General features: G+C 74.2%; 9 protein-coding genes and 1 pseudogene. All 10 read left to right on the plus strand.

The annotated features are described in order from the left end of the window. The 10 genes and pseudogenes from AC069K_RS09815 (at nucleotide 1) to AC069K_RS09860 (ending at nucleotide 12,150) form a co-directional block, all read left to right on the plus strand. Nucleotides 1-759, plus strand: coding sequence for a nucleotidyltransferase family protein (locus tag AC069K_RS09815; RefSeq protein ID WP_478614076.1), 759 nt, complete (start codon nucleotides 1-3; stop codon nucleotides 757-759). After that, nucleotides 756-1,907: a DegT/DnrJ/EryC1/StrS family aminotransferase gene (locus AC069K_RS09820; RefSeq protein ID WP_478614078.1), complete on the plus strand. Its 1,152-nt coding sequence runs from the start codon at nucleotides 756-758 to the stop codon at nucleotides 1,905-1,907. The genes AC069K_RS09815 and AC069K_RS09820 overlap by 4 nt, the downstream gene beginning before the upstream one ends. Continuing rightward, entirely contained in the window at nucleotides 1,889-3,805 is a 1,917-nt protein-coding gene (locus tag AC069K_RS09825; RefSeq protein WP_478614081.1) for a beta-galactosidase trimerization domain-containing protein, read from the plus strand. Before AC069K_RS09820 ends, AC069K_RS09825 begins: the two co-directional genes overlap by 19 nt. Then, a complete protein-coding gene (locus tag AC069K_RS09830) occupies nucleotides 3,802-4,665 on the plus strand; it encodes an amidohydrolase family protein (RefSeq protein WP_365102054.1) in 864 nt (287 codons plus the stop codon). The genes AC069K_RS09825 and AC069K_RS09830 overlap by 4 nt, the downstream gene beginning before the upstream one ends. A 7-nt stretch (nucleotides 4,666-4,672) precedes the next feature. Then, nucleotides 4,673-5,488, plus strand: a complete 816-nt coding sequence (locus AC069K_RS09835) for a class I SAM-dependent methyltransferase (RefSeq protein WP_358831601.1) — start codon at nucleotides 4,673-4,675, stop codon at nucleotides 5,486-5,488. Beyond that, nucleotides 5,485-6,855, plus strand: coding sequence for a condensation domain-containing protein (locus AC069K_RS09840; protein ID WP_478614086.1), 1,371 nt, complete (start codon nucleotides 5,485-5,487; stop codon nucleotides 6,853-6,855). Before AC069K_RS09835 ends, AC069K_RS09840 begins: the two co-directional genes overlap by 4 nt. After that, complete coding sequence (locus AC069K_RS09845) at nucleotides 6,852-7,898, plus strand: alcohol dehydrogenase catalytic domain-containing protein (RefSeq protein WP_365102050.1); 1,047 nt, start codon at nucleotides 6,852-6,854, stop codon at nucleotides 7,896-7,898. Before AC069K_RS09840 ends, AC069K_RS09845 begins: the two co-directional genes overlap by 4 nt. Further along, nucleotides 7,895-11,137, plus strand: a complete 3,243-nt coding sequence (locus AC069K_RS09850) for an amino acid adenylation domain-containing protein (RefSeq protein ID WP_478614090.1) — start codon at nucleotides 7,895-7,897, stop codon at nucleotides 11,135-11,137. The genes AC069K_RS09845 and AC069K_RS09850 overlap by 4 nt, the downstream gene beginning before the upstream one ends. Before the next feature lie 207 nt (nucleotides 11,138-11,344). Next, complete coding sequence (locus AC069K_RS09855) at nucleotides 11,345-11,716, plus strand: phosphopantetheine-binding protein (protein WP_365102044.1); 372 nt, start codon at nucleotides 11,345-11,347, stop codon at nucleotides 11,714-11,716. Between the two features lie 123 nt (nucleotides 11,717-11,839). Next, a pseudogene (locus AC069K_RS09860) lies at nucleotides 11,840-12,150 on the plus strand (dihydrofolate reductase family protein). Nucleotides 12,151-12,195: the final 45 nt, after the last annotated feature.

Consider the following 12,195-nt stretch of genomic DNA (forward strand, 5'->3'; position numbering starts at 1 on the left):
GTGAAAGCAGTGATACTGGCCGGCGGCGAGGGGCGGCGCCTGCGGCCCGCCACCTTCACCGTCCCCAAACCCCTCATCGAGGTCGACGGCACCCCGATCCTGCACATCATCCTCCGACAGCTCCAGAGCGCCGGATTCACCCAGGTCACGCTCTCCCTCGGCTACCGCGCCCAGCTGATCGAGGCCAGCTTCGACGGACCTGACTGGGCGGGCCTGGACCTGCGGTTCTCCCTGGAGCACGAGCCACTGGGGACCGCCGGACCGCTGGGCCTGCTCCCTCCCCTGGAGGACTCCACCCTGGTGATGAACGCGGACCTGCTCACCGACATCGACTTCGCCGACCTGTGGAGGCGGCACAAGAAGTCCGAGGCGGCCGCGACGATCGCCCTGGTACCGCGCCACGTCGACCTCGCCCACGGCGTGGTGGAGGTCGACGGCGAGAACCGGGTGGCCCGCTTCCGGGAGAAACCGCGCATGAGCTTCCTGGCCAGCACCGGCATCTACGTCCTGGAACCCTCGGTCCCGCGTCTGCTGCCCCCGCGTACCCGCTACGACATGCCCGCGCTGCTCACCGACGCAGCCGACCGGGGCGCCCGCGTCGAGGGCCATGTCTTCGACGCCGCCTGGCACGACATCGGCACCCCCGCACAGCTCGCCGCCGCCGACGCCGCCCTGCGCGCCGACCGGGCGCGCTATCTCGGGGCCCTCGCACAGCGCGGCCCCGGCGCGGACTCCACGCAGGAGGCGGTGCGCGGATGACCGACTGGAAGATCCCCCTGTACGCCCCGAGCACCGGCGAGGCCGAGGCCCGCGCCGTCGCCGAGGTCCTGCGCGCCAACTGGCTGTCCGTGGGCCGGGTGACCCAGGACTTCGAGGAGCGCTACGCGGCCGCGCTGGAGGTCGAGGACGCGGTCGCCGTCAGCAGCGGCACCGCGGCGCTGCACCTGGCCGTCCTCGCCCTGGGGATCGGCCCCGGCGACGAGGTGGTCCTGCCGTCGCTGAGCTTCGTCTCGGCCGCCGCCGTGGTCGCCCTGTGCGGGGCCACCCCGGTGTTCGCCGAGGTGAAGGGCGCCCATGACCTGGGCGTGGACCCGGCGGACGTGGCCGCCCGGATCACCCCCCGCACCCGGGCCGTGGTGGTCGTGCACTACGGCGGCCACGCGGCCGACCTGCCGGCCCTGACCGCGCTGGCCCGGCGGCACGGCCTGGCCCTCATCGAGGACGCCGCGCACGCCCCGGCCACCAAGACCGCGTACGGCGTCCTCGGCACGGTCGGGGACATCGGCTGCTTCAGCTTCTTCGCGACCAAGAACCTCTCCATGGGGGAGGGCGGCGCCGTCGTCGCCCGCGACCCCGGGGTGCGCGCCCGCGTCAGACGGCTGCGTTCGCACGCGCTGACCGTGGGGGCCGAGCAGCGCCACCGCGGCGGCCCCTCGGGTTACGACGTGGACGGATTCGGCCTCAACTACCGGCCCACCGAGATCGCCTGCGCACTCGGACGCGTCCAGCTGGAGGCGCTGGCCGAGCGCCGCGTGGTGCGCCAGGAAGCGGTGCGGACCTATCGCGAGCTGCTGTCCGGGCTGCCCGGTCTGGAAGTGCCCTACGCGGACCGGCCGGTGGAGGAGGGCGCGCACCACCTGTTCCCGGTGGTGCTGCCCGACGGCCTCGACCGGGAGGACCTTCAGACGGGGCTGCGGGCGGCCGGGGTCCAGAGCGGTGTCCACTATCCGCCCACCCACCTCTTCACCGCCTACCGCGAGCGCTACGGCACCCGCCCCGGCAGCCTCCCGGTCACCGAGAGCGTCGCCGCCCGCCAACTGTCGCTGCCCCTGCACGGCGCCATCGAGATCCAGGACGTCCGCCGGGTGGCCGAGGCGGTGAGCCGGACATGGGCGCCGGAGCGGTGAGCCCGGACGGTGGCACCCGCCTCGTCGAGGGGATGCTGCACCGCGACGGACACCCCCTGTTCTGCCTGGGCGTCAACTACTTCCCCTCGCGGGCGGGCTGCGACTTCTGGCGGGACTGGGACCCCGACGTCCTCGACGCCGACTTCGCGCGCATGGCCGCCCTCGGCTTCAACACCGTGCGGATCTTCGTCTTCTGGGCCGACTTCGAACCCGCCGAGGGCGTCTACGACCCGAGGATGACCGAACGGCTGCGGGAGCTCGCCGATCTCGCGCACCGGCACCAGCTGCTGTGCCTGCCCTCCCTGCTGACCATCTGGATGAACGGACAGCTCTTCGACCCGCCGTGGCGAGGCGGCCGGGACCTGTGGCGCGATCCGGCGATGACCGAGCGGCAGCGCGCCTTCGTCGCCCACATCGCGGGCGCGCTGCGCCACGCGCCCAACATCCTCGCCTACGACATCGGCGACGAGATCCCGCACGTCGACCCGGCCGCGTCCGGCTCACTGGACGCGCACGAGGTACGGGCGTGGTGGGCCGGTCTCGCCGACGCGATCCGGGCGGCCGACCCGGGGGCCCTGGTCCTCCAGGCCAACGAGGGCTCGGCGGTCTTCGGCGACCACGCCTTCCGGCCCGAGCACGCCCGGCCGCTGGACCTGGTGGCCCTGCACGGCTTCCCGCTGTGGACCCCCTTCCACATCGAGTCGGCCGCCGCCGCCAAGGCCACCGCCTATCTGCCCTACCTGGTCCGGCGCGGGCGGGCCCACGCCCCGGTGCTCGTGGACGAGATGGGCAGTTACGGGTGCGACGAGGCAACCGCCGCCCGCTATCTGCGTGCCGCGGCCCACAGCGCCTTCGCCGCCGGGGCCGTCGGCATCGTGGTGTGGTGCTGGCAGGACTTCACCTCCGAGAGCAAGCCGTACGCGCTGCGCCCCGGCGAACGCTTCGTGGGGCTGCTGGACATGGACGGCCGCGAGAAGCCCGCCATGGACGCCTTCCGCGGCTTCGCGCGCCGGGTGAGCGGGGAACTCGCCGGGTTCCGTCCCGTACCGGCCCCGGTGGGGGTGTTCCTGCCCGAGCGGGCCCCGGACCACGACGGCGGATACCTGGCGTCGGAGGCGGACACCGAGGCCGCCGCCTTCTACACGCATTGCCTGCTCCAACAGGCCCACCTGCCCTACGAGTTCATAGGGACCGAGGACCTGGAGCGGTACGCGATGGTGATCTGCCCCTCGGTCCGGCCGCTGCCGCTGGCCGCGCAACGACGGCTGGGCGAGTACACGGTCGCGGGCGGGGTCCTGCTGTACTCCACCGGCGACGTGCTGGGCCCGACGGGGTTGGAGGAGCTCTTCGGCGTACACATCCGGGACTTCACCCTCGACCCGGCCGAACAGGACCGCTTCACCTGGGCCGACACCCCCTACCCGGTGCACTGGCCCGCCGGGCGGATCCCGGTGGTCGACAGCACGATCGCCGAGACCCTCGCCCGCTACCCCAACGGCACGCCCGCCCTCACCCGGCAGCAGCGGGGCGGCGGTGTCGCCTACTTCCTCAACGCCCCGCTGGAGGCGCTCCTCAACGCCCCCTACCGGCTGGAGGAGACACCCTGGCACCGGCTGTACGCGGCGATCGCGGCGAAGGAGGGGATACGGCCGGAGGTGTTCGCCGACGAGCCGCTGGTGGAGACCACCGTCCTGGCACGCGGCGACGAACGCTGCGCCGTGGTCGTCAACCACTCCACCGCACCCGTGACGACGACCGTGTACGGCACGTCCCCCTCCGGTGACCCTCGGGCGGTACGCCACCTGAGTCTGGAGCCCAAGGGAGTCGCGCTGGTGCGCCGGCCGGGCGAACCGCCCCTGCACGCCGACCCCGACACCGGAGAGGACGGACAGCCGTGATCATCGACGCCCACGTCCACGCCGGCGAGTACTACCGCCACTTCACCGCCCGGTTCGCCGACCAGATGATGGCCACCACCGGGCTGCCCCCCGAAGCGCTGTCCGCCCCCGAGGACAAACTCCTCGCCGAGATGGACGCCGCCGGGGTCGACCACGCCTTTCTGCTCGCCTTCGACGTACGGCGCGTCGAGGGGTTCTCGGTGCCGAACACCTTCGTCGCCGAGCTGTGCGCCCGCCACCCGCAGCGGTTCACCGGCTTCGCCTCCGTCGACGCCGGCCGGCCGGGCGCCGCCGAGGAACTGCGGCACGCCGTGACCGAACTGGGCCTGCGCGGGCTGAAGACCGCCCCCTGCTACCTGCGGATGTCCCCGGCGGACCCCCGCTGGTTCGACGTGTACGAGGCGGCCCAGGAGCTGGACATCCCGGTCCTCGTCCACACCGGCCACACCCCCGCGAAGAACGCCGACCCCCGCTTCTTCTCCCCCCTGCTGCTGGAACCCGTCGCGCGGCGGTTCCCCCGGCTGCGCCTGATCCTGGCGCACCTGGGCACCCCGTGGACGACCCCCTGCATCGACCTGCTGGCCCGGCACCCCCACCTCTACGCGGACCTGTCGATCTTCGGCTCCTACCAGTCGCCCCACACCGTGGCCGCCGCGCTCGCCCACGCCCGCGCACGGGGAGTCCTGGACCGCCTGCTGTGGGGTACCGACTTCCCCTTCGCCACCATGTCCGCCGCCGTGGCCCGGATGGACCGACTCACCACCGACGCCACGCCGTGGCCGTCGGACAGCGCCCCGCTGACACCAGACGAACACCGGGCGGTCATGGGCGGCACCGCCGCACGACTGACCCAGAAATGAGGAGACGGTGGCCTTCATCCAGGGATACGAATTCGACGCCATGTCACGTCGCCCCCTGTACGGGGACGTGACCCAGCGGCTCGTCGACCTGTGCGCCTGCGCCCCGGGCAGCGTCGTCGCCGACGTCGGCTGCGGCTCCGGCCGGGCCACCGAGCTGCTGCTCGAACGCTTCCCGCAGCTCGGCTCCGTCGTGGGCATCGACCCCTCCGCCCATGAACTCGCCCTGGCCGAGGAACGGCTGCGCGACAACCCCCGGGCCCGCTTCGTCACCGGCCGGGCCCAGGACGTGGGCGCCGTCGTCGGCCCGGTGGACGCCGTGGTCCTCAGCAACGTCATGCACCAGATCCCCCGGGCCGAACGCCCCTCGGTGCTGCGCGGCTGCCACGATCTGCTCGCGCCCGGCGGCCGGCTCGCCCTGAACACCCTGTTCTACGAGGGCGCCGTGCTGCCCGAGAGCCGCCGCTTCTACGCCGCGTGGCTGCACGCCACCCGCACCTGGCTGCGCGGCCACGGCGGCGACCTCGTCCTGGAACGCGAGGCCCCCGTCGCGCTGGAGACGCTCACCCCGGCCGACCACGAAGCACTCATGACCGAAGCGGGCTTCGTCTCCGTCACCTCCGAGGAGGACGTCTACCCCTGGACCCTGGAGGACTGGCAGGCCCTGTGCGGCTACTCGGTCTTCGTCGAGGGCGCCACCGGACTGACGGACGTCGAGCTGGGCTCCCGGGCGCTGACCGCCGCCCTGCACACCGTCTTCCGCGACCTGGGACTGCGCCAGGTGCCACGGCGCTGGCTCTTCGTCCACGGCACGAGGCAGCGGTGATCGCGGCGACCCGGCGCACGGTGGCCGCCGCCACCGGACCGCTGTCCCACGCCCAACTGGGCATGTGGTTCCTGGAACGGCGCGCCGGGAGCACCCTGTACGCCGAACCGATGACCTTCCGCCTGACCGGCGAGGTGGACGTGCGCGCCCTGCACGCCGCCGTCGAGGACGTGGTGCGCCGCCACGACGCGCTGCGCACCCGCTTCACCGTGGTGGACGGGGCACCCCGCCAGTACGTCGTCCCCGACGCGCGGGTGCCGCTGGCCAGGATCGACCTGGCGTACCTGCCCCCCGACCAGCGCCACCGGCGCGCCGAACGGCTCCTGCGCGCCGAGCTCGGCCGTCCCATCGACCTCGCCGCGGGACCGCTGGTGCGGGCCACGCTGATCCGGCTCGCCCCGCACGACCACGTCTTCCGCCTCACCCTGCACCACCTCGTCTGCGACGCCTGGTCGTGGTGGATGGTCGTCCTGCGCGAGCTGGAAGAGCTCTACGCCCGTCGGGTGGCCGGCGTGCGGACACCCCTGGAGCCCGTCCGTACCCACTACGCGGACTTCGTCGGCTGGCAGGAGCGCTGGCTGGAGAGCCCCGCGTACACCCGGCAGGTCGCCCACTGGCGCCGGGCCCTCGCCGGTGTCACCCCCCTGCCCGAACTCGCCCTGGCCCGCACCACCGCGCCGGTCCCGCACACCTCCTGCGCGACCGAGTGGGAGGTCTTCCCGCAGCCGCTCTACGACGGGCTGCGCGCCCTCGGCCGCCGCGAACACGTCACCCTGTACATGCTGCTGCTGACCGCCTTCACGCGGGTGCTGCGCCGCCAAGTGCCGGGGGACGACATCCTGGTCGGCACCCGGGGCGGCTTCCGCAGCAGACCCGAGTTCGAGAAGACCGTCGGCCTGTTCGTCAACATGCTGCCCATCCGCGCCCGCGTCACCGAGGACACCGGGTTCCACGAGCTGCTGCCCCAGGTACGCGACACGCTCCTCGGCACCTACCTCAACCGCGACCTGCCCTTCGAACGCCTGGTGGCGGAGCTGGGTCTGCGCCGCCCCGGGCCCCACCCGGTGATCAACGTGTGCGTCTCCTTCCAGACCACCCCCGAGGTGATGCCCCAACTGCCGGGCCTGGAGACCACGTTGGTCAACCACGACCCCTATTCACCCTTCGACCTCGATCTCGGCTTCTACACCGAGGACGGCGGTCTGCGCGCCCTGATGATCTACAACCCGGCCCGGTACACCCGCGAGGCGGTCCGCCATCTGCTCGACGCGCTGCGCCGGGAGCTGGAGGAGGCCACCCGCCCGGCGGGCACCCGCCGCACGGCCGGGTCCGTCCGCCCCGACGACGCGAAGGAGACGCCCGTATGAGGGCTTTGCAGTGGCACGGCCCCCACCGGGTGGTCCTCGCCGACGACGTGCCGCCCCCGCGCGTCGAGGCCCCGGACGACGCGGTGGTACGGGTCGTCACCAGCGCGATCTGCGGCACCGACCTGCATCCCTACCGGGGCGAGATCGCCTCCTTCACCCCGGGCACCGTCACCGGCCACGAGTTCACCGGAGTCGTGGAGGCCGTCGGCCCCGAGGTGCGCGGTCTGCGGGTGGGCCAGCGGGTCCTCGCCTCGGACATCATCGCCTGCGGCCGCTGCTGGTGGTGCCGGCAGGGCGCGCACTACCAGTGCGAGCGGGTGGGCCTGTTCGGCTACGACACGGTCGTGGGCGAGCACCCGGTCGCGGGCGGCCACGCCGAGTCCGTCCGCGTCCCCTTCGCCGACACGGTCCTCCACCCGATCCCCGACGACGTCGGCGACGAGCGCGCGCTGCTCATCGGCGACGCACTGGCCACCGGGTACGCCTGCGCCCTCGGCGGCGAGGTCAGGCCCGGCGACACCGTCGCGGTGATCGGGTGCGGGGCGGTCGGCCTGCTGGCCGCCGAGGCCGCCCGGCTGCTGGGCGCCGCCCGCGTCCTCGCCGTCGACCCCGTCGCCGCCCGCCGCAAGGCGGCCGCCGAACGCGGCGCCCGGACCCTGGCCCCCGGCGACGACCTCCCGCAGCAGGTCCGCGAGCTGACCCGGGGACGCGGCGCCGACGCCGTGCTGGAGGCGGTCGGCACGGACGCCGCCCTGCTGAGCGCCCTGGAGATCGTGCGGCCGCGCGGGGTGGTGTGCGCCGTCGGCGCCCACGCGTCCACGGCCACGCCCCTGCCGACGGTCACCGCCTTCGCCAAGGAGGTGACCCTGCGGTTCGCCGTCGGCGACCCCATCGCCACCCGCGAGCCGCTGATGGAACTCGTCCGCCACGACCGCCTCGACCCCTCCTTCGTCATCACCCACCGCCTGCCGCTCGCCGAAGCCCCCGAGGGGTTCCGGCTGTTCGACGCGGGCGAAGCCATCAAGGTGGTGCTCGTCCCATGACCACCCACCCCCTCCTCCCACCCGCTCCTCCGCCCGCCCCCGATCCGCTCACCCGTGCCGTACACCGTCTCGTCGAGGAGCGGGCGGCGCGCACCCCGGACGCCGACGCCGTGCTGTACGGGACCGAACGCCTCAGCTACGCGCGACTGGACCGGCAGGCCGAGCAACTCGCCCGCCGTCTGCGCCACCACGGAGTGGGCCCCGAGGTCCCGGTGGGCGTGCACCTGACGCGTTCGCCCGCACTCGCGGTGGCCTGCCTCGCGGTGCTCAAGGCGGGGGGTGCCTGCGTCCCGCTGGACCCCGCCCATCCGCCCACCCGGCTGGCGCAGGCCGTACGCGACGCGGGCGCCCCGCTGGTCCTGAGCCGGCGCGCGCTGGCGCCGGGCCTGGGCCCGCACCCGGCGACCGTCCTGTACGTGGACTCGGAAGACACCGACCCGGCCGCGCGAGCCGAGCAGCGCCCCCCGGCCCCGCCGGAGCCGGGCATCCGTCCGCCACGGGACACCGCGCCACGGCCGCCCGCCGGCGCCGGGACGCCCCCTCACCCGTCCCCCGCGCGCCGCCTCGCGTGGGTCGCGTACACCTCGGGCTCCACCGGCCGGCCCAAACCCGTGGGCCTCGAACACGGGCCGCTCGCCAACCTCGCCGTGCGGATCGGCCGCCGACTGGACCTCGGCCCCGAGGACCGCGTCCTGCAGTTCGCCTCCCCCGGGTTCTCCGTGGCCGCCGAGGAGATGTTCTCCACCTGGGCCGCCGGAGCCTGCCTCGTCATGGACCCCGACGACACCCTCGCCGACAGCGCGGGACTGCTCGCCGCCGTGGACAGGTACGCCGTCACCGTCCTCCAGCTCACCCCCACCCTGTGGTACGAGTGGCTGCGCGAACTGAGCCGGGACGGCACCCTGCGCCCGCCCGCCTCGCTGCGGCTGCTCGTGGTGGGCAGCGAGCAGGCCGCCCCCGACCGGGCAGCGGACTGGCTGGCCACCGGGGTGCGTCTGGTGCACGAGTACGGCGCCACCGAGGGCACGGTCTCCCAGATCCTGTACGAACCCGACGTCTCCCCGGACGAGTTGCGGACCTGGCCGCGCCTGCCCATCGGCACACCGCTGCCCGGCGTACGCGTCCACATCCTCGACCCGGAGGGCCGACCGGTCGCCCCGGGCGAGTCCGGCGAGCTGCACCTCGCGGGAGACACCCTGGCGCGCGGCTATGTGGGGCAGCCCGCGCTCACCGCCGAGCGCTTCCTGCCCGACCCGTTCACCGACCGGCCCGACGCGCGCATGTACCGTACGGGCGACCTCGCCCGGCAGCGCGCCGACGGCAACCTCGAGTTCCTGGGGCGCGTCGACCACCAGATCACCCTGCGGGGCGTACGCATCGAGCCGGGCGAGATCGAGACGGTGATCGGCCGCTACCCGGGCGTCACCGAGAGCGCCGTGCTGGCCCGCACCACCGCGCGCGGGGACGACCAGCTGTGCGCGTGCGTGGTGTGGCACAAGGAGCGCGACGAGCCCGGACTGCGCGCCCATCTGCGTGCGACGCTCCCGCCCGCGCTCGTCCCCGCCCGCCTGACGGCCCTGCCCGAACTGCCCCGTACGCCCCACGGCAAGGTGGACCGCCAGGCGCTGCGGGCCATGCCCTGGGACGGTGACCGGGCCCCGTCGCCCGACGGCACGCCGCGCACCGCGCTGGAGGCGGCCCTCGCCGCGCTCTGGGCGTGGGTCCTCGACGTACCGTCGGTCGGCGTCGACGACAGCCTCTTCGACCGGGGCGGCGACTCCCTCACCGCCACCCGTCTGGCGGCCCGGCTGCGGGAGGTCCTGGGGGCGGACGTACGGCAGCGGACCGTGTTCGACGCGCCGACCGTACGGGCCATGGCCGAGGTGATCGCGCGCCTGCGTCGCGGCACTCGCGCGGACGAGGCGGTGGGGGCGGCGGACGAGGGCGAGGAGGCGCCGCTGTCGTCGGCGCAGTGGCGCATGTGGCTGCACCACCGCCGGGACCCGGCGAGCGCCGCGTACCACGAGCCGGTGGCGCTGCGGCTGCGGGGCCCACTCGACGCCGACCACCTCGTGCGGGCACTGCGGCGGACGGTGGAACGGCACGCCGCCCTGCGCACCACCATCGGCACGGCGGCGGGCCAACCGGTGCAGCGGGTGGCGCCGCCCGCCACGGCCGAGACGTTCCCCCTCGCCGACCGGGACATGAGCGGCAGCTCCGCAAGCGAACTGGAAGGTGTGTTGCAGGAGTTGGCGGTGGAGCCCTTCGATCTGCGGCGCGGCCCCCTGATCCGCGCCCACCTGCTGAAGGTCGCCGCCGACGACCACGTCCTGGTGCTGGTCCTGCACCACATCGTCTTCGACGGCTGGTCGATGGACGTGCTCTTCCGGGACCTGGCCGCCTTCCACGACGAGGCCGCGACCGGAGTCCCCGCGGCGCTGCCGACCCTGCCGTCCCAGCCGCAACGCCCGCCGCGTCCGGCCGTCGGTGATCCGGACGCCGAGCACCGGACGCGCGAGCAGCGGGCCTACTGGGAGCGGCAGTTGGAGGGCGCTCCGCCCGTCACCCGGCTGCCGGTCGGGCGGCCCACGGGCCGGCAGGGCACCGTGCGCTGCCCGTTCACGGTCCCGGCCGCCTCGGCGGCGCGCCTGCGGGAGCTGGCCGCGGAGGAGGGAGCGACCCCGTTCATGGTGCTTCTCGCCGCCTTCACCGCGCTCGTCCACCGCGGCTCCGGTACCCGGGACATCGTGGTGGGAACGCTGCTGGCGGGCCGCGACAGCCCGGACACCACCGACCTGATCGGTCTGTTCACCCACACCGTTCCGCTGCGCACACGGGTGCCCGAGGGCACGACCTTCCGCGATCTCGTCCGGCGGGTGCGCGAGACGGTCCTGGGCGCGGTGGCCGCACAGGACGTCCCGTTCGAGCACATCGTGGCGCATCTGGGCCCGCCGCGCGATGCCCGGCACAACCCGGTGTTCCAGATGGTGTTCTGCCAGGGTGGCGCGTCCGCCCCCGCCCCGCGCCTGCACGGCCTGGGCGTGACACCCGTGGAGGTCGCTGTGCCCTGCGCCAAGTTCGACGTCACCGTCATGGTCGAGGAGGACCGGCACGGCGGCCACACCGTCGACCTCGCCTACGACCTCGCGCTGTACGACGAGACGACCGCGCACCGCCACACCGCGGCGTTCCGGGCCCTGCTGGAGACCTTCGCGGACCGACCGGAAACGGTGGTGTGAATGCGACCGGCGAGGAGACCGGCGGCGAAACCGGCGACGAGGAGAAACGCAGCGCGAGCGCGCGCCCCGTAGCGCGCGGAAGTCCCTCTGCTCCAACCAGTCCCCTTCGAGGGCCGCCCACCGGTTGCGGTCCTCACACCGGCACCGCCGGCCCGCGAGGGCGGCGGCCCCGGCCCGCACAGACCCATCCGACCCCCTGGGGGAGACGTGTCCACAGAATCGACCGCCCGCACCACCGCATCCCCGGCCGCCGCGACCGCGCGGAACGGCGAAGCGCCCCTGACATCCGAAGCCGCGGCGGTCCGGGAGGCCGAGTCGGTCCGCCGGATCTGGGCCGAACTCCTCCAGATCGACGCGGAAACCATCGACGTCCGCCGCAGCGACTTCTTCGAGCTCGGCGGCTACTCGCTGCTCGCGCTCCAGGCCATCGGCAGGCTGCTGGAGGAGCGCGGCCTCGACGAGTTCGAGGCGGCGGAGCTGGAGGGCGCGCTCCTCAACCGTCTCTTCGAGGATCCCACGGCCCTGGCTCAGGCGGAGTGCCTGCTGTCCGCGTCGGCCGACGGCGCGTCACACGCCTGACGGCCACTGGGGCGGCCCGCCGAGCCCGTGCTCGCGGGCCGATCCCGGGTGCCGAGTCCGAAGTCCTCGTCGCCCCGCGCCCCGGAAGCGATGAGTTCCGGCGGCGGCCCGGGTCTACCCGGTATGACGCGCATCATCGCTGACATCTCGGTCTCCCTCGGCGGCTTCGTCACCGGCCCCGACCCCGGCCCGGACAACGGTCTGGGCACCGGCGGCGAGGCCCTGCACCTCTCTCTGGGTGTTCTCCGATGACCCGAGCCACGATCGCCTCGGCGCTGGAGGCCGGCCTGGTCGACGTCCTGTCGCTCCATCTCGCCCCCGTCGTGCTGGGGGCCGGGACGCCCCTGTTCACCGGGGGAACGCCGCGCTCCCTGGTGCGGCGGAGCGCGATCGCCACATCGACCGCGACCCATCTGACCTACGACGTCCTCTGACGGGAGGACCGCCCGCACCGGACGAGTTCCCGGTGAAGTGCCCCG

The organism is Streptomyces sp. NPDC043908 (genome assembly GCF_056435525.1).

Bases quoted from the DNA above. Each gene is read 5' to 3' on its own strand.
- AC069K_RS09850 (WP_478614090.1), top strand. From the start codon at position 7,895: ATGACCACCCACCCCCTCCTCCCACCCGCTCCTCCGCCCGCCCCCGAT.
- AC069K_RS09825 (WP_478614081.1), top strand. From the start codon at position 1,889: ATGGGCGCCGGAGCGGTGAGCCCGGACGGTGGCACCCGCCTCGTCGAG.
- AC069K_RS09845 (WP_365102050.1), top strand. From the start codon at position 6,852: ATGAGGGCTTTGCAGTGGCACGGCCCCCACCGGGTGGTCCTCGCCGAC.
- AC069K_RS09820 (WP_478614078.1), top strand. From the start codon at position 756: ATGACCGACTGGAAGATCCCCCTGTACGCCCCGAGCACCGGCGAGGCC.